Annotated in this window: 18 protein-coding genes; 17 read left to right on the top strand and 1 reads right to left on the bottom strand. The window is 60.8% G+C overall.

Annotated elements, in window-relative coordinates:
* Positions 1–8 precede the first annotated feature (8 nt).
* From CDA63_RS15655 to CDA63_RS15705, 11 genes are all read left to right on the top strand, one after another.
* Complete coding sequence (locus tag CDA63_RS15655; RefSeq protein ID WP_088465401.1) at positions 9–200, top strand: hypothetical protein; 192 nt, start codon at positions 9–11, stop codon at positions 198–200.
* A gap of 142 nt (positions 201–342) precedes the next feature.
* Positions 343–558: a DUF350 domain-containing protein gene (locus CDA63_RS15660; protein ID WP_088465402.1), complete on the top strand. Its 216-nt coding sequence runs from the start codon at positions 343–345 to the stop codon at positions 556–558.
* Positions 551–2,128 carry a polyamine aminopropyltransferase gene (locus tag CDA63_RS15665; RefSeq protein WP_088465403.1) on the top strand — a complete coding sequence of 526 codons (1,578 nt, stop codon included), beginning with the start codon at positions 551–553 and terminating at the stop codon, positions 2,126–2,128. Before CDA63_RS15660 ends, CDA63_RS15665 begins: the two co-directional genes overlap by 8 nt.
* A gap of 117 nt (positions 2,129–2,245) precedes the next feature.
* A complete protein-coding gene (locus CDA63_RS15670) occupies positions 2,246–3,901 on the top strand; it encodes an NAD(P)-binding protein (RefSeq protein WP_088465404.1) in 1,656 nt (551 codons plus the stop codon).
* Positions 3,902–3,939: 38 nt separating this feature from the next.
* On the top strand, positions 3,940–5,016 hold the full coding sequence (locus CDA63_RS15675) for a hypothetical protein (protein ID WP_088465405.1): 1,077 nt from the start codon (positions 3,940–3,942) through the stop codon (positions 5,014–5,016).
* Positions 5,017–5,237: 221 nt separating this feature from the next.
* Positions 5,238–5,696 (top strand): T9SS type A sorting domain-containing protein, encoded by a 459-nt coding sequence (locus CDA63_RS15680; RefSeq protein WP_088465406.1) that lies wholly within the window; start codon positions 5,238–5,240, stop codon positions 5,694–5,696.
* Between the two features lie 140 nt (positions 5,697–5,836).
* A complete protein-coding gene (locus tag CDA63_RS15685; protein ID WP_088465407.1) occupies positions 5,837–6,403 on the top strand; it encodes a hypothetical protein in 567 nt (188 codons plus the stop codon).
* 53 nt (positions 6,404–6,456) lie between these two features.
* Entirely contained in the window at positions 6,457–6,903 is a 447-nt protein-coding gene (locus CDA63_RS15690) for a nucleoside deaminase (RefSeq protein WP_199797544.1), read from the top strand.
* Positions 6,904–7,022: 119 nt separating this feature from the next.
* On the top strand, positions 7,023–7,628 hold the full coding sequence (locus tag CDA63_RS15695) for a superoxide dismutase (protein WP_088465408.1): 606 nt from the start codon (positions 7,023–7,025) through the stop codon (positions 7,626–7,628).
* A gap of 171 nt (positions 7,629–7,799) precedes the next feature.
* Positions 7,800–8,909: an alkene reductase gene (locus CDA63_RS15700; RefSeq protein WP_088465409.1), complete on the top strand. Its 1,110-nt coding sequence runs from the start codon at positions 7,800–7,802 to the stop codon at positions 8,907–8,909.
* A 257-nt stretch (positions 8,910–9,166) separates the two neighbouring features.
* Positions 9,167–10,462, top strand: a complete 1,296-nt coding sequence (locus tag CDA63_RS15705; protein ID WP_088465410.1) for a nucleoside permease — start codon at positions 9,167–9,169, stop codon at positions 10,460–10,462.
* A 154-nt stretch (positions 10,463–10,616) separates the two neighbouring features.
* Here CDA63_RS15705 and CDA63_RS15710 read toward each other — a convergent pair whose 3' ends face one another.
* The gene (locus tag CDA63_RS15710; protein WP_088465411.1) at positions 10,617–11,021 is read right to left on the bottom strand and encodes a nucleoside-diphosphate kinase; all 405 of its coding nucleotides are present in this window, start codon (positions 11,019–11,021) and stop codon (positions 10,617–10,619) included.
* A 373-nt stretch (positions 11,022–11,394) separates the two neighbouring features.
* Between CDA63_RS15710 and CDA63_RS15715 the strand changes: the two genes are divergently transcribed.
* From CDA63_RS15715 to CDA63_RS15740, 6 genes are all read left to right on the top strand, one after another.
* Entirely contained in the window at positions 11,395–12,438 is a 1,044-nt protein-coding gene (locus CDA63_RS15715) for a DHH family phosphoesterase (protein WP_088465412.1), read from the top strand.
* Between the two features lie 146 nt (positions 12,439–12,584).
* Positions 12,585–13,643, top strand: coding sequence for an FKBP-type peptidyl-prolyl cis-trans isomerase (locus tag CDA63_RS15720; RefSeq protein WP_088465413.1), 1,059 nt, complete (start codon positions 12,585–12,587; stop codon positions 13,641–13,643).
* A gap of 112 nt (positions 13,644–13,755) precedes the next feature.
* Positions 13,756–14,265, top strand: a complete 510-nt coding sequence (locus CDA63_RS15725) for an FKBP-type peptidyl-prolyl cis-trans isomerase (protein WP_165768333.1) — start codon at positions 13,756–13,758, stop codon at positions 14,263–14,265.
* Between the two features lie 23 nt (positions 14,266–14,288).
* A complete protein-coding gene (locus tag CDA63_RS15730; RefSeq protein WP_088465414.1) occupies positions 14,289–14,771 on the top strand; it encodes an FKBP-type peptidyl-prolyl cis-trans isomerase in 483 nt (160 codons plus the stop codon).
* Positions 14,772–15,000: 229 nt separating this feature from the next.
* On the top strand, positions 15,001–15,348 hold the full coding sequence (locus tag CDA63_RS15735) for an FKBP-type peptidyl-prolyl cis-trans isomerase (RefSeq protein ID WP_088465415.1): 348 nt from the start codon (positions 15,001–15,003) through the stop codon (positions 15,346–15,348).
* 5 nt (positions 15,349–15,353) lie between these two features.
* The gene (locus CDA63_RS15740) at positions 15,354–15,851 is read left to right on the top strand and encodes an FKBP-type peptidyl-prolyl cis-trans isomerase (RefSeq protein ID WP_088465416.1); all 498 of its coding nucleotides are present in this window, start codon (positions 15,354–15,356) and stop codon (positions 15,849–15,851) included.
* The last annotated feature ends 167 nt before the right edge of the window (positions 15,852–16,018 follow it).

The raw sequence follows: 16,018 nt of genomic DNA on the forward strand, positions 1-16,018 counted from the left end.
CCCCCGCTATGGACTGGCTCCGCTCCCTCTGGAAAATCCGCTTTTACGCCCTGTTTGCCGTGCTGGTGTATGGCGGCTTCGTGTGGGCCGGCCTCTCGGGCCTGCGCCTGCTCGGCGACGATAACGAGGCCGAACCCAACCTCAACGGCACCGGCCGCGCCCACGGCTCCGGCGGCCGCGCTTTGTATTTTCATAAATGAGGAGCTAGGAATGAGGAGCTAGGAGACAGAATTCGTTTATTCTGCTCGTTGCTGATTAGCGTTTTCGCTTTCTTATCCCCTTCAACACAACCTTCTGTCTCCTAGCTCCTAACTCCTTTCTTCTAGCTCCTAACTCCTCCTCATGGAATACCTCAACTTCAAGCTTATTATTTCGTCGGTGGTGTACTCGGTGCTGGGCATCGTGATACTGGTGGGCAGCTTTATCGTGATTGAAAAGCTCACGCCGCGCATGCTCTGGAAGGAAATTATTGAGGAGCACAATACGGCCCTGGCCATCATGGGGGCCGCTTTCATGATTGCCGTGGCCCTGATTATCAGCTCTGCCATTCATGGATAAAGTGCCCGTGCGCCGGGCGCGGCGGGTGGCCTCCGAGGACGCCCTGGCCGCCGCCAGGCCCGATTACCGCCCGGCCCTCCTGCTGGGCTCCGTGTTTGTTATTGCCACCTGCGGACTGATTTACGAGCTGATTGCGGGCACCCTGGCCAGCTACCTGCTCGGCGACTCGGTGATGCAGTTTTCCACCATCATCGGGGCCTACCTATTCTCGATGGGCATCGGTTCCTGGCTCTCGCGCTACCTGGGCGGCTCGTTGCTACGCTGGTTTATCCGCCTCGAAATTCTGGTGGGGCTGGTGGGCGGCTTCTCGGCGCCCTTGCTGTTCGTGCTGTTTGAGTACGTGAGCTCGTTCCGGCTGATGCTCTACGCCCTGGTAGGCCTCACGGGCGTGCTGGTGGGCCTGGAAATTCCGCTGCTGATGCGGATTCTGGAAAACCGCTTCGAGTTCAAGGACCTCGTTTCGCGGGTGTTCACCTTCGATTACATCGGGGCGCTGCTGGCTTCGCTGGTGTTTCCGCTGGTGCTGGTGCCCCAGCTGGGGCTGATTCGCACGTCGCTGCTGTGCGGGGCCCTGAACGTGGTGGTGGCCGGGGTGGCCCTCTACCGCTTCCCCGAAACCCGCCCCTTCCGCCGCTCCCTCACCGGGGCGCTGGTGGCGTCCCTGCTGGCCCTGGCCGTGGGTTTCGGCTACGCCGAGCGGTTGCAGACCTACACCGAGGGCCTGGCATTTCAGGACCAGGTTATCTACTCCAAAACCACCCCCTACCAGCGGCTGGTGCTCACCAAGAACCAGCGGGAATTGCGCCTGTTCCTCAACGGCAACCTGCAGTTCAGCTCCGCCGATGAGTACCGCTACCACGAGGCCCTAGTGCACCCCGCCATGCAGGCGCTGCCCCGGGCCCGCCGGGTGCTGGTGCTGGGCGGCGGCGACGGGCTGGCGGTGCGCGAGCTGCTCAAGTATCCGCAGCTGGAAAGCATTCGCCTCGTGGACCTCGACGCGGGCATGACCCACCTGTTTCAGCACAACCAGATGCTACTGGAACTCAACCACCGCGCCCTGCTCCACCCCAAAGTCCAGGTCATCAACGGCGACGCCTACCAATGGGTGCGCCAGGATACCACCCGCTACGACTGCATCATCGTCGATTTTCCCGACCCCGGCAACTACTCCATCGGTAAGCTCTACTCGGCCGCATTTTACCGGGAGCTGGAGCGGCGGCTGGCGCCCGGCGGCTGGGTGGTAGTCCAGAGCACCTCGCCCTACGTGGCCCGCCGCACGTTCTGGTGCGTGGCCCACACCCTAGAGGCGGCCGGTTTCACCACCCTACCCTACCACTGCTACGTGCCCTCGTTCGGGGAGTGGGGTTTCGTGCTGGCCGGCCGCAACCGCCACTGGCGCCCCGATGCCGGCCCCCTACCCGCCGGCCTGCGCTATGTCACGCCCGCCACCATCCGCGATATGCGCTTCTTCCCCCCCGACATGAGCGAAATCCCCACCGACATCAACCAACTCAACAACCAGGCCCTCGTGCGCTACTTCGAAGAAGACTGGGGGCCATATGTGCATTAGGGTTGAATGGGTGGATGGTTGGATTATTGAGTACTCAGGATGACAGTTCTTTTCAGCCGTTCACCCATGCACCCATTCAACAATCCAGCAGTTCACCCATTCAACAGTCCACCCACCATGCCCTCCCGCCGTCATTTTTTGCAACGAACTGCCCTGGGGGGCGCGGGGCTACTGCTGGCGCCGCTGGCGGGGCTGCATTCTTGTGCGCCAGGCACCGGGCGCGGCCACATTCGCGGGAGTCTGCACGGGGCCAACCATGCCACTGGCCACCTGCTGCGCGCCCCGGCCCGGATGCCCGCGCCCACTCGCACCGAGCAGGTGGAGGTGCTGATTGTGGGCGGGGGCGTGGCCGGCCTCGCGGCCCGGCGGGAGCTGGAGCGGCAGGGACTGGACCCGGCCCAGATTCTGCTGGTGGAGCTCGATGAGCAGCCCGGCGGAAACTCCCGGGCCGGCCGCAACGGCGTTTCGGCCTACCCCTGGGGTGCCCACTACCTGCCCGTGCCCGACGTGCGCAACCGCGCCCTGCTGGATTTTCTGCGCGAAGCGGGCGTCATTACCGGCTTCGACGCCGCCTCGGGTCTGCCCGTCTACAACGAGTACCACCTCTGCCACGACCCCGAGGAACGACTTTTCATCCAGGGTTACTGGCAGACCGGGCTGGTACCGGAGCTGGGCGTGCCCCCCGAAGAAAAGGCCCAGATTGCCCGCTTCTTCCGCCTGATTGACGAGCTGCGCCAAGCCGTGGGCCAGGACGGCCGCGACGCCTTCCGCATCCCGGTCCGGGAATCATCCCGCGACGCGCAGTTCCGCCGCCTCGATGACGTGACTTTCGCGGCCTACCTTGATGAGCAGGGCTTCACCAGCCCCTACCTACGCTGGTACCTCGACTATAGCTGCCGCGACGATTACGGTGCGTCCGCCGCCCAAGTGTCGGCCTGGGCGGGGCTGCATTACTTCGCCAGCCGCAAGGGCCACGCCCACAACGCCGACAGCTCCGACGTGCTCACCTGGCCCCAGGGCAACGGCTTCCTGGCCGAAGCCCTGCGCCACCAAGCCCGCTCCGCCCTCCGCCCCGACACGGTGGCCTTCGCCCTCCACGACACGCCCACCGGCCTGGCCGTGGACTGCTACGACGTGCGCACCCGGCTGACCACCCGCGTTGAGGCCCGCCGGGTGATTATGGCCACGCCTCTCTTCATTACCGAGCGGCTTCTGGCCACCCTGCCCCCCGACGCCCACCGTGCCCTGCCCTGCCGCCGCGCCCCCTGGGTGGTGGTCAACCTCACCGTACAGGGCCTGCCCCAGGGCCCCGGCCAGCCCCTGAGCTGGGACAACGTGCTCTACGGGGCCGAGTCGGTGGGCTACGTGGATGCCGGGCACCAGCGTCTGAGCCTCTCCGATATCGGCTCCCGGGTTATCACCTGGTACCGCCCCCTAGCCGCCCCCGACCCCATCGCCGCCCGCCGCCAGGCCTACCAAACCAGCTACGACGAGTGGGTGCGCCAGGCCCTGGCCGAGCTGGAAACCGCCCACCCCGGGCTCACCCCCCTGGTCCAGCGCGCCGACGTGTGGGTCTGGGGGCACGGCATGGTGGCTCCCACTCCCGGCTTCGTGTGGGGCGCGGCCCGGGCCGCCGCCGCCCGGCCCTGGCAGCAGAAGCTATTCCTGGCTCACACTGACCTGAGCGGCATCTCCATCTTCGAGGAAGGCTTCTACCAGGGCCTGCGGGCCGCCCAGCAGGTACTGGCAGCCCGGAAGCCTGCTGCTTCATAACCGGTTAGCTTTTGGATTCAGCAGTAACTTCAGCCACTATGCTCCCTCCTGCCCCGCCGCCCCATCTAGCCCCAGACCGCCAGCCCTGGATTCGTTCGGCCGGCTTCGATGGGCTCTGGATTCTGGCCCCGCCGTTTCTGGCCCTACTGGCCGTAGCGGCCCTGCCCCCAGCCATGCGCACCGGCCCCCAAATGCCTCTGTGGGCCTGGGTATGCCTGATAGTCCTCATCGACGTGGCCCATGTCTACAGTACCCTGTTCCGCACCTACTTCGACCGCGCCCGGCGGCGGCGGTTCCGGACCCTGCTCTGGGCCGTGCCCCTAGCCTGCTACGCGGCCGGGGTTGCCCTGCACGGACTGGGCGGCGGGCTCTGGTTCTGGCGGGTACTAGCCTACGCGGCCGTATTCCACTTTATCCGCCAGCAATACGGTTTCCTGCGCCTCTACAGCCGCCAAGAAATGGCCCCTCCATTCAGCCGCCGCCTCGATATGGTCCTGATTTACGCCGCCACCCTCTATCCCCTGCTCTGGTGGCACCTCTCCCCGCCCCGGCACTTCAACTGGTTCATCGAGGGCGACTTTGTGCAGCGCGACTGGCCGGCGGGCCGGCTTGGGCTCACAGTGCTATACGGCGGGCTGCTGCTGGGCTACCTGGTGAAAGAAATCCGGCAGGTCCGGCGCACGGGCCGGCTAAACTGGCCGCGCAACCTACTGCTGCTGGGCACGGCCGCCTCTTGGTACGTGGGCATCGTGCTGCTTAACGGCGACCTAACCTTCACCCTGCTCAACGTGGTGGCCCACGGCATCCCTTACCTGGCCCTGATCTGGACTACCAGCCAGCCGGCGTCGGCAACTTCTGCCCCAACGGCCCGGGCTTGGTGGCAAGGGCGCTACGGGGTACTGCTGTTTCTGGGGGTGCTGTTTGGGCTGGCGCTGCTGGAAGAAGGCCTCTGGGACGGGCTGGTGTGGCGGGAGCACTCGGCCGTATTCGGCTGGTTCCAGCAACTGCCCGCCGTATCCGATTCGGCCCTACTGACGCTGCTCGTGCCCCTACTGGCCCTGCCTCAGGCCACCCACTATGTCCTCGACGGCTTCATCTGGCGGCGTGGGGCCTGAGTAGTCACATAAGAGTAATAATAAATTCCTGGCACTCAAATCATTGATCTACTCGCACGAGATGGGGGCCGACTTCGCACTGAGTGACCTGTTTCTTCATATTTACCAGCCACATTGCGCCGGACTCGCCTTTTTCGGGCCGGTCAACATATTTGGCCTGACTTCTGTAAAGGGAAGGTCAGCACTGCCTTTTCCCTGACTTTCTGCCTTCTCTTTTCGATATGAAACGCTCCATTCTACTCGCCCTTTCCGCCACGCTGCTTACTTTCTCGGCCGCCCAGGCCCAGACCAAAATCAAGACCAAGACCAAAGCCGCCGATGGCACCGCGGTAAAAACCAAAGCCGACGTGGAGCCTATCGTACTCAACGGCCCCATCAAGCGCGTGGAAACGCTATCAGGCATTGATGTATTTCCGGCTTCGGGGGGCAAGAGCATCCTGCTCAGCTTCACCCAGCAGTTCACCAAGCCCGGCACGCTCACCGTTACCAACTATAAAAAGCAGGCGGTGTACAGCACCGAGCTGGACCCACAGAGCAACACCGGTGAGCCGGTAGACCTTGGCCGCATTCCGGCCGGCACCTACTTGGTAGAGGCCAAAACCGGCAACTACGTGTACTGGAAGAAAGTGATGATCAAATACCCTCCGGTAGCTACCACCACCCGCAAAAGACGGCGCTAACCCAGCCACTCACCCGGCGCTTCGGCGCGGCTTTTCGGGCCGGTGGTCCGGCTTTCGGCTCCGAAGTCGTCCTGACTTCGGAGCTTTGTGTTTTCCGCCGGCTGCTTTTCGGGCCGGCGTCGTTTCCTGTTTTCCCTGCCATGTCCGCTACTTTTCGCCTGTTCCGCTTCGCCCCGCTCCTGCTGTTGCTGGCCGGGTTGGTTGCCTTCGCCGGCCCTAAACTCAAAAAAACTACCATCACCAAAAACCTGACGATTGGCGTGCCAACCGACTTCGCGGCCCTGCCCGACGACGGAATTGCGGCCAAGTACCCCGCCCAGCGCCGGCCGCTGGCCGTCTTCAGCAGCCCCAACGGCCGGGTGGGCATGAGCGTGGCCCAGAACCCGACCACGTTCAGCAACCGCGACTATGCCCTGCTGCTAAAGATTTACAAGGCCAGCATCCAGAACATGTACGGCAAGGTGCAGTTTCTGCAGGAAGACATCCGCACGGTGAACAAGCGCGACTTCGTGCTGCTGGAATTTGTTTCGACGGTGGCCGATACCCGCCGTACCGGCACGCTGGCGCCTATCCGCAAGTACCAGCTAGTGCAATACGCCATCGAGGGCGACCAGCTTTACGTGTTCACCTTCGACGCCCCCGCCCAGGAGCAGGCTCAGTGGCAACCCGTTGCGCGGGATATCATGAGCAGTGTAGTGATGAAGTAACAAACTTGTAGGGGCGGGGCTTGCCTCCGCCCCTACCTATAATCACACTACCAATGACTCTTTCCCTGTATTCCGACGAGCAGTATATGCAGGAGGCGCTTAAGCAGGCACGGTACGCGTTTGAGGAAGACGAAATTCCGATTGGGGCCGTAGTCGTGCTGGACAAGCGCATTATCGCCCGGGCCTACAACCAGACCGAGAAGCTCCAGGACGTGACGGCCCACGCCGAGATGCTGGCCCTCACGGCTGCCGCCAACCACCTCGGCAACAAATACCTGCACGACTGCACCCTTTATGTAACCGTGGAGCCCTGCGTGATGTGCGCCGGAGCCAGCGCCTGGGCCCAGGTGCGACGGGTGGTGTATGGGGCCGCCGAGCCGAAATTCGGCTATCGCCGCCACGGCCGGCTGCTCCACCCCAAGGCCGAGGTAGTGAGCGGGATTCTGGCCCCCGAGAGTGAGGAGCTGATGCGGGAATTCTTCGCCCAGAAGCGGAAATAGGCTACTTTTGGCCAGCTACCGTAACCCTGCACCGGTTGCGGCGGTTGTATATAGTCGGGAGGCCTGAGGCTTACCGACGCCCTTTCTCTCTCCCTCATCCACCACTAACCCCTGCTACTATGGCTTTCGAACTGCCCAAACTACCCTACGACTACTCCGCCCTGGAACCGCACATCGATGCCCAGACCATGGAGATTCACCATAGCAAACACCATCAGGCCTACGTTACCAACCTCAATAATGCCGTAGCCGGCACCGAGCTGGAAGGCAAGAGCCTCGAAGACCTGATGCAGAACATTGCCGCGGCTCCGGCCGCAGTGCGCAACAACGGCGGCGGCCACTTCAACCACTCCCTGTTCTGGACGGTACTCGGCCCCAAGGGCGGCGGGGAGCCCACCGGGGCCGTGGGCGAAGCTATTACCAAGGCTTTCGGCAGCTACGAGAAGTTCAAGGAAGAATTCACGAAGGCCGCCAGCACCCGCTTTGGTTCGGGCTGGGCTTGGCTGTGCAAGCACGCCGATGGCTCGGTGCAGATTTGCTCCACGCCCAACCAGGACAACCCACTAATGCCCGATTCTGGCTGCAAAGGCACCCCCGTACTGGGCCTCGACGTGTGGGAGCACGCCTACTACCTTAAGTACCAGAACAAGCGCCCCGACTACATCGCGGCCTTCTATAACCTCATCAACTGGGATGAAGTAAATAAGCGCTTCCAGGCCGCCTAACCCGCCGCCCAGCCAGCGCCAAAAAGCCTCCACCTGAATCAGGTGGAGGCTTTTTTACTTTTCGGCCTTTACCCAGTAGCTGTGTGTGGATACACGAATTAAAACCTTTCGCCGGGATGGAGAGTTTAACCCCATTCGTGTATCTACACTGAATTAAACTAAATCCGACTCATGGCTGATAAGCTGCTTTCGCCCGCCCAACTGGGCTCCCTTACCCTCCGCAACCACCTCGCCATGGCGCCCATGACGCGCGCCCGCTCGCTGGCCAACGTGCCCGGCCCCTTGGTGGCCGAGTACTATGCTCAGCGGGCCACGGCTGGTCTCATTATCACCGAAGGCACTTCGCCCTCGGCCAACGGCCTGGGCTACGCCCGCATTCCTGGCCTGTTTAATGAGGAACAGGTGGCTGGTTGGAAGCTGGTAACCGACGCCGTGCACGCCCAGGAAGGCCGGATTTTCGTGCAGTTTATGCACACCGGCCGGGTATCGCACCCCCTGAATATGCCCGAAGGCACCGAAATGGTGGCCCCCTCGGCCATTGCCGCCGCCGGCGACATGTGGACCGACCAGCAGCAAATGCAGCCCCAGCCCACGCCCCGGGCCCTGACCACCGCTGAAGTAAAGGCGCTGGTCCAGGATTTCGTGCAGGCTGCCAAGCTGGCCATCGAGGCTGGCTTTGATGGCGTGGAGTTGCACGCTGCCAATGGCTACCTGCTGGAGCAGTTCCTGAATCCTCACACCAACCAACGCACCGACGAGTACGGGGGCAGCCTCGAAAACCGCGCCCGCTTCGTGCTGGAAGTAGCCGAAGCCACGGCCGCTGCCATCGGGGCCGAGCGCACCGGTATCCGCCTCTCGCCCTGGAGCACGTTCAACGACATGGCCCTCTATGGCGATATCGACGCGCTGTACGAGCACTTGGCCACTGAACTACAAAAGCTCGATCTGGTGTACCTGCACCTCATCAATCAGCAAAGCCCGGAAGTAGCCGCCAAGTGCGTCGCTACTATCGACCGCCTGCGCACCAAGTTCACCAACACGCTTATACTGTGCGGCGAATACGACGCCGAGCAGGCCCAGGCCGAGTTGCAGAGCGGCCGCGCCGACCTCGTAGCGTTCGGCCGCGACTACATCAGCAACCCCGACTTAGCGGCTCGTTTCGAGCAGCAGGCCCCGCTGGCCAAAGGCGACGAAAGCACGTTCTACGCGCCCGGTCCCGAGGGTTTCCACCAGGGCTACACCGACTACCCAGCCCTAGCCGAAGCCACGACGCAGGCTTAACCCGAGTACGCGCTCATCTACTTTTGAAGCCCCCTGGCCTACCGGTCGGGGGGCTTCGATGTTTGGGGCAAGCCGCTTTCCGACTTTATACATCCCCTTTTTCCGCCTTCGCCCGGCGAGATACAGTGGCGGTTGGCCGTACCCGATTTTAGTTATCTTTGAAGGCCCAACCCGGCTCCGGGCTCCCCAACGCCCCGTTCCGGTAGTTTCTGCTTCTTCTTTCGGCCTTTTCCCACCCCCTTTCAACTCCCGGTCCCATGAGTATCAAGCTGCGTCTCATCCTGATGAGTTTCCTTCAGTTTTTTATCTGGGGCTCCTGGCTGATAACGATTGGCGCCTACTGGTTTCAAACTAAACAATGGTCGGGGGCCGAGTTTGGGGCCATTTTCTCCACGATGGGCATTGCCTCCATCTTCATGCCCTCCCTCATGGGCATCGTGGCCGATAAGTACATCAACGCCGAAAAGCTCTACGGCGTCCTGCACCTGCTGGGCGGCATCGTACTCTGCACCATCCCGCTGGTCAACGACCCGAGCACCTTCTTCTGGGTGATTCTGCTGAATATGGTGTTCTATATGCCCACGCTGGCCCTCTCGATTGCCGTATCGTATTCGGCCCTCAAAAACGGCGGCGGCGACGTGGTGAAGGACTACCCGCCCATCCGGGTATGGGGTACCATTGGCTTTATCGTGGCGCTGTGGGTAGTGAGTTTGCTGCACATCGAAACGTCGGCCAGCCAGTTCTACGTGGCGGCCTCCGCGGCCTTCGTGCTGGGTTTCTACTCGTTCACGCTCCCTCCCTGCCCGCCCCAGCTCGGCCGGGCCAAAGAAAAGAGCCTCTCCGACGCGCTGGGCCTGCAGTCTTTCGCCCTGCTGAAAGATCGTAAAATGGCCATCTTCTTCGTATTCGCCATGTTGCTCGGGGCCGCCTTGCAGCTCACCAACGCCTACGGCGACACCTTCCTGCACGATTTTGCTACTGTGGAAGTGTTCAAAGACTCGATTGCCGTGAAGTACCCGGCCATCATCATGTCGATTTCCCAGATTTCGGAAACCCTCTTTATTTTGGCCATTCCGTTCTTCCTGCGTCGCTTCGGCATCAAGCAGGTGATGGTTATCAGCATGATTGCCTGGGTGCTGCGCTTCGGCCTGTTTGCCTACGGCGACCCAGGGGCGGGGCTCTGGATGATTGTACTCTCGTGCATCGTGTATGGCATGGCCTTCGACTTCTTCAACATCTCGGGCTCGCTGTTCGTCGAAACCCAGACCGCGCCCGCCATCCGGGCCAGTGCCCAGGGCCTGTTTATGATGATGACCAACGGCTTTGGGGCTGTGCTCGGCAGCTCGCTCAGCGGCATCATCATCCAGGAGTTCTTCACCAACGCCAACGGTACCAAAGACTGGCACAACATCTGGCTAACCTTTGCCCTCTATGCCCTGGTTATCGCGCTGCTGTTCATGGTACTTTTCAAGCACAAGCACAACCCCGAGGTTATCGGTGACGCCCACGGCCATGGCCACCCTGCTCCCCTGGTAGCCGCTGGCGAAGTCTAGCGCGCCCTGGTACCTCAGGGCACAAAAAAAACGCCCGGCATTGCGCCGGGCGTTTTTTTGTGCTTGAGGTACCAGGGTTTCAGCGGTTGGGAAGGCGGAGTGGCAGTATACCTGCTCCGTTTTCAACAGCCGTTTAATCCGCTGAAATCAGTGCTTAGGCGAAGTAGAACTCACCTTCGAGCTGGGCGTTTTCGTTGGAGTCGGAGCCATGAACGGCATTGGCTTCAATGCTCTTGGCGTATTTCTTCCGGATGGTACCTTCGGCGGCCTGGGCCGGGTTGGTAGCGCCAATCAGGGTGCGGAAGTCGGCCACGGCGTTGTCTTTCTCCAGGATAGCGGCTACGATCGGGCCCGACGACATGTACTTCACCAGATCCTGGTAGAAGGGACGCTCCTTGTGTACTTCGTAGAACTGGCCAGCCCGCTCGGGGGTCAGCAGCACTTTCTTCATCTCTACAATGCGGAAGCCAGCCTCTTCAATCATGCTCAGAATACCACCAATGTGGTTTTCCTGAACGGCGTCGGGCTTAATCATCGTAAACGTGCGGTTCGTGGCCATAAGGCAATATGTTTTGGTTGAAATGAAATGCGGGTTTGCGGGCGCAAAAGTACGGGTAATTGCGGGAAGTAGGTGTTGGTGGCTGACTGTCGGTGCCAGTTATGAGTTGCCAGTTGCTAGTAGGAACGTCATGCAGAGCGGAGCGAAGCATCTCGCGTGTTATCGTTGCACAACCTTAACAACGTCAGCACGCGAGATGCTTCGCTCCGCTCTGCATGACGTTCCTATTGGCAACTGGCAACTCATAACGCTACATTGCCGTACTTGCGCACCTTTCCAGAAGGCGTTTTGTTGGAGAGCGGAATATTTCCGAATTTTGCCGCCCTTGTACCCGGTTCAACCGGCCCACTTTCAGTCACCTACCCCGTAGGCAATGTCCACAATAGCTGAGCTAAAGGAGCTGCTGGCGCAGCCCCGGCAGATTTTTATTACCACCCATCACAAGCCCGACGCCGACGCACTGGGCTCGTCGCTGGGCCTGGCGGGCTACCTGCGCAAGAAGGGCCACCACGTCACGGTGGTTACGCCGTCCGACTACCCCGATTTTCTGGCCTGGATGCCGGGCAACGAGGGGGTCGTGGTGTACGACCCGCGCCGCAACGACGCCCAGGTCCGCGCCATCATCAACGAGGCCGAGGTACTTTTCTGCCTCGATTTCTCCTGCCTTAACCGCATCAGCGAGCTGGGCGAGTACGTGCGGGCCGCGGCCGGCACCAAAGTGCTGGTCGACCACCACCAGGAGCCCGAGGACTTTGCCCAGCTCGATTTCTCGAACCCCAAGGCCGCTGCTACTGCCGAGCTGATTTTCGAAATCATCCGCGATTTGGGCGACCAGGACCTGATCGACACCGGTATCGGCGAGTGCCTCTACGCGGGCATCATGACCGATACGGGCTCGTTCCGCCACCCCAGCACCTCACGCAACGTCCATCTTATTATAGCCGAGCTGCTCAGCGCCGGCATCAACCTCTCCGATGTGCACCGCCGCATCTACGACTCGCATTCGGAGGAACGCCTGCGCTTCCTGGGCTTCGTGCTGAAGGATAAGCTCACGGTGCTGCGCGAATACAACACGGCTTACATTGCCATTACGGCCGATGAGCTGCGCCAGTACCACTCTAAAACGGGCGATACCGAAGGCTTGGTAAATTTTGCGCTCAGCATCGAGGGTATCGTGTTTGCCGCTATTCTCATCGACCGCAAACAGGCTATTAAAATCTCCTTCCGCTCGGTGGGCGGCTTTTCGGTGAGCGAGTTCTCGCGCCGTCATTTCAGCGGCGGCGGCCACCACAATGCCGCCGGTGGCATCAGCCACGAGCCGCTGGACAAGACGGTTACGCGGTTTTTGGAGCTCCTGCCCGAGTACCAGTCGCAGCTCGTGGCGGCCCCGCTGGCGGCCGCGCACCCGGCAGCCTGATTTGAGTGTAACTTGCCCCGTTTTCAACCAATGTGAGACACGTGCCTGATGTGAAAATGTGTTGAGTTTATAACCTAAGCTGCTCGCATGACCCACACTCCCGCATTGCTCCACATTTTCCATTTCCAAAACCATTCAACCCCTTCATGTTTCTCAAACGCAACTTTCTGAGCCTGGCCCTGGTGGCCGGCATCCTGAGCCTGGCCTCCTGCAACAAAAGCGGCGAATTCAGCAAGACGCCATCGGGGATTGAGTATAAGGTATTCAAGAGCACTGGCGCTGGTAAGTACGACGCCCGCGACGTAAGTGCCGACGGCGACGCAACTTACAAGGACCGCCTCGGCAAAATCATGGCCCTGCACGTGGAGTACCGGACCGGCAAGGACTCGGTGCTTTTCAACTCGCGCAAGCAGCAGATGGGCTTCCCGGTGCGCGTACCGCTCGATACGGTGCGTAAAGCCCAGCGCGGTGGCCTCGAAGAAGCCATCAGCCTGCTTCAGCCCGGCGACTCGGCCGTGTTCCGCTTTAACGTGGATACCATTTTCGCCAAGTCGTTCCGCCAGCCGGTGCCGCCATTCATGAGCAAGGCCGGCAAAACCATGACCATGTTCGTGAAGGTGGACAAGATCCAGACCCGCGAGGAGGCCATGGCCGATGTGCAGAAGATGCAGGTGGAGCAGCAGAGCAAAATGGCGGCTCACGCCAAAGATCAGCTGCAGAAAGATGATGCTGCCCTGCAGGCCTACGTGCAGAAAAACAACCTGAAGGTGCAGAAAGACACCTCGGGCGTGTACTACGCCATCACCAGCGCCGGTTCGAGCCTCAAACCCAAGGCGGGCCAGATTGTATCGGTGCTTTACAAAGGCTCGTTGCTGGAAAACGGCAAGGTGTTCGACTCGTCGGAGAAGATGGGCAATAAGCCGTTTGATTTCGCTTTGGGCCAAGGCCAGGTAATTCCGGGTTGGGATGCGGGTATTTCCCACTTCACGAAGGGCTCGAAAGGCATTCTGCTGGTGCCATCGTCGCTGGCCTACGGGCAGCGCGGCGCCGGCGCCGACATTCCGGCCGATGCCATCCTGCGTTTCGACGTGGAGCTGGTAGACGTGAAGAATGCCCCGGCCGCCCAGCCCGCCGCTGGTGGCCAGATGGACGAAGCTGAAATGCGTCGTCAGATTGAAGCTATGCAGCAGCAGCAGGGCAAGTAACCCCTGCGGCGGCCTCGCGCAACAAGCAAAGCCCCCGGTCTGGTGCAACCTAGCCGGGGGCTTTTGTATCTTCGGGGTATTCCACGTTTTATTGTTGGCTTTTTTTTCCTGTATGCGTTCTTTCCTTTCTCGTTTCCGGCAGCCTACGTGGCTGGCCACGCTCTGCTTCCTGATGGTTACGGCCCTGCTTTCGGCCTGCCAGAAGGAAGACACCACCGATTATACTGAGCGTGATGAAGCCCTGATTACGGCTTACATCAAAGACAACAACCTGACGGGCTTCCAGCGCCAGCCCTCGGGCCTGTACGTGGCCATCACGCAGCCCGGTACCGGTGCCAATGCTCAAACCGGGCAAGCGGTATCGGCCCTGTACACGGGTCAGACCTTCGACGGCAAAGTGTTCGACTCGAGCAGCAACAACAACAACACGCCTATTTCCTTCGTGCTGGGCCAGGGCCAGGTAATTGCGGGCTGGGACCAGGGGTTCGCCCTGCTCAATAAGGGCAGCAAAGCCATCCTGCTGATTCCGTCGGAACTGGCGTACAAAGGCGCCAGCCCCAGCAGCTCCATTCCCGCCCACGCCGTGCTGCGCTTCGATGTGGAAGTGACCAACATTAAATAGTTTTTCTCTTTTGCTTTTCTGTGATGAAACGTCAATTGCCCCTCTTTTTGCTGTTGCTGCTTGCGTTGCTGAGCGCCTGCAAAAAGGAAGAAAAAGACACCACCGACTATGCCGCCCGCGACGAGGCCCTGATTACGGCCTATATCCAGGCCAATAACCTGACGGGTTTTGAGCGCAAAGAAAAAGGCTTGTACCTGGCCGTTACCCAGCCCGGCACCGGCCCGGTAGCCACCGCGGGCAAAACGGTGAAAGTGAAGTACAAAGGCACCACCCTCGACGGTAATATGTTCGACCAGAGCAACCCGGCTTCCATCGGTTTTCCGTTTGTACTGGGTGCCGGCAATGTTATTGAGGGTTGGGACGTTGCCTTTGCCCTGCTCAACAAGGGCAGCAAGGCCATCCTGCTGATTCCGTCGGAACTGGCTTATAAAGGCACCAGCCCCAGTGCTTCAATTCCCGCCCACGCGGTGCTGCGCTTCGATGTGGAGGTAGTAGATATCCAGTAATTTTGCGGGCAACCCGTCCTGCTTTTTAAGTCATGATGAAAAAATTCCCTTTACTCCTGTCGTTGTTGGGCCTGTTGGTAGCCTCCACGCCCGTGCTCACCGGTTGCAGCAAAGAACCCGACTTCATCACCGTGAGCCGGGAAGCCGTTGATGCCCAGAAGAAGGTAGACGACGAGGCCATTCAGGCCTATCTCACCCGCAACGCCAAAACCAACTTCCAGCGGCTCGAATCGGGCATTTATCTGGTTCCCATTACGGATGGCCCGGCAACCAACCCGTTCATCAAGCCGGCCAGAAGGTCACCGTTAACTACGTGGGTCGCTTTATTGGAGCCACCAACGAAAGCCAAGTGTTCGATGCTTCGAACACCAACCGCACCGACTGCGGCTGTTTTAGCTTCATCAATGGCAGCACGGGGGTGATACCGGGCTGGAGCCAGGCGACAGTAGAGATGCGTAAGGGCGACCGAAAGCTGATCATCATCCCTTCGTACCTAGCCTACGGCATGGGCACTTCGGGGTCCATTCCGGCCAATACGCCGCTACTCTTCGACATCGAAATTCTCAACGTAGAATAAGCCTTATGAAGTGGCGGGTACTATTTGGAGGAACGTTTATCGTGCTGAGCAGCCTGGCGCCGCTTGCTGCCCGAGCCCAGCGCACGCTCAGCACGGTTCCCCCCATTGCCACCGCCGATAGCCTGCTGAACCGCGCCACCACCACGGCCTCGGGGCTGCGCTACGTGATACGCCAGCCCGGGCCGGGCCGGCCGGCAGTGCCCGGCAGCCGGGTAGTGGTACACTACACCGGCTTCCTGGCCACCGACGGGCGTCTTTTCGACACTTCGGTGCAGCAAGGCGGGCCGCTGAAAGTGCGCGCCGGCCGCCAGCAAGTCATTGCCGGCTTCGATGAGGCCCTGTTGCTACTACCCGAGGGCAGCCGGGCCAGGGTCTGGATTCCGGCCGCCCTGGCCTACGGAGCCAAAGGCCAACCCGACCCCGACGACGAAACCGGCCGGCGTTACCTCATCCCACCCAACTCCGATTTGATTTTCGAGTTGGAGATAGTGAAGGTGCGGTGAGCCATGTACAATGAGAAATAGAACGACGGTTATTCTTCTTCAGGAGGATGACCGTTTTTTATTTCTTCTTTGTATTAAAGCTATTCAGAAAGCCAAAATGAACGTCATGCTGAGCTTGCCGAAGCATCTCTACCGCGCCGTTGCATTCGTCCAACGGCGAGGTAGAG

The organism is Hymenobacter amundsenii, assembly GCF_002204745.1.
Lineage (GTDB): Bacteria > Bacteroidota > Bacteroidia > Cytophagales > Hymenobacteraceae > Hymenobacter > Hymenobacter amundsenii.

What these genes read in the sequence shown, in the direction of transcription:
- CDA63_RS15655 (WP_088465401.1), top strand. Translation starts at nt 9, where the DNA reads ATGGACTGGCTCCGCTCCCTCTGGAAAATCCGCTTTTACGCCCTGTTT.
- CDA63_RS15660 (WP_088465402.1), top strand. Translation starts at nt 343, where the DNA reads ATGGAATACCTCAACTTCAAGCTTATTATTTCGTCGGTGGTGTACTCG.
- CDA63_RS15665 (WP_088465403.1), top strand. Translation starts at nt 551, where the DNA reads ATGGATAAAGTGCCCGTGCGCCGGGCGCGGCGGGTGGCCTCCGAGGAC.
- CDA63_RS15670 (WP_088465404.1), top strand. Translation starts at nt 2,246, where the DNA reads ATGCCCTCCCGCCGTCATTTTTTGCAACGAACTGCCCTGGGGGGCGCG.
- CDA63_RS15675 (WP_088465405.1), top strand. Translation starts at nt 3,940, where the DNA reads ATGCTCCCTCCTGCCCCGCCGCCCCATCTAGCCCCAGACCGCCAGCCC.
- CDA63_RS15680 (WP_088465406.1), top strand. Translation starts at nt 5,238, where the DNA reads ATGAAACGCTCCATTCTACTCGCCCTTTCCGCCACGCTGCTTACTTTC.
- CDA63_RS15685 (WP_088465407.1), top strand. Translation starts at nt 5,837, where the DNA reads ATGTCCGCTACTTTTCGCCTGTTCCGCTTCGCCCCGCTCCTGCTGTTG.
- CDA63_RS15690 (WP_199797544.1), top strand. Translation starts at nt 6,457, where the DNA reads ATGACTCTTTCCCTGTATTCCGACGAGCAGTATATGCAGGAGGCGCTT.
- CDA63_RS15695 (WP_088465408.1), top strand. Translation starts at nt 7,023, where the DNA reads ATGGCTTTCGAACTGCCCAAACTACCCTACGACTACTCCGCCCTGGAA.
- CDA63_RS15700 (WP_088465409.1), top strand. Translation starts at nt 7,800, where the DNA reads ATGGCTGATAAGCTGCTTTCGCCCGCCCAACTGGGCTCCCTTACCCTC.
- CDA63_RS15705 (WP_088465410.1), top strand. Translation starts at nt 9,167, where the DNA reads ATGAGTATCAAGCTGCGTCTCATCCTGATGAGTTTCCTTCAGTTTTTT.
- CDA63_RS15710 (WP_088465411.1), bottom strand. Translation starts at nt 11,021, where the DNA reads ATGGCCACGAACCGCACGTTTACGATGATTAAGCCCGACGCCGTTCAG.
- CDA63_RS15715 (WP_088465412.1), top strand. Translation starts at nt 11,395, where the DNA reads ATGTCCACAATAGCTGAGCTAAAGGAGCTGCTGGCGCAGCCCCGGCAG.
- CDA63_RS15720 (WP_088465413.1), top strand. Translation starts at nt 12,585, where the DNA reads ATGTTTCTCAAACGCAACTTTCTGAGCCTGGCCCTGGTGGCCGGCATC.
- CDA63_RS15725 (WP_165768333.1), top strand. Translation starts at nt 13,756, where the DNA reads ATGCGTTCTTTCCTTTCTCGTTTCCGGCAGCCTACGTGGCTGGCCACG.
- CDA63_RS15730 (WP_088465414.1), top strand. Translation starts at nt 14,289, where the DNA reads ATGAAACGTCAATTGCCCCTCTTTTTGCTGTTGCTGCTTGCGTTGCTG.
- CDA63_RS15740 (WP_088465416.1), top strand. Translation starts at nt 15,354, where the DNA reads ATGAAGTGGCGGGTACTATTTGGAGGAACGTTTATCGTGCTGAGCAGC.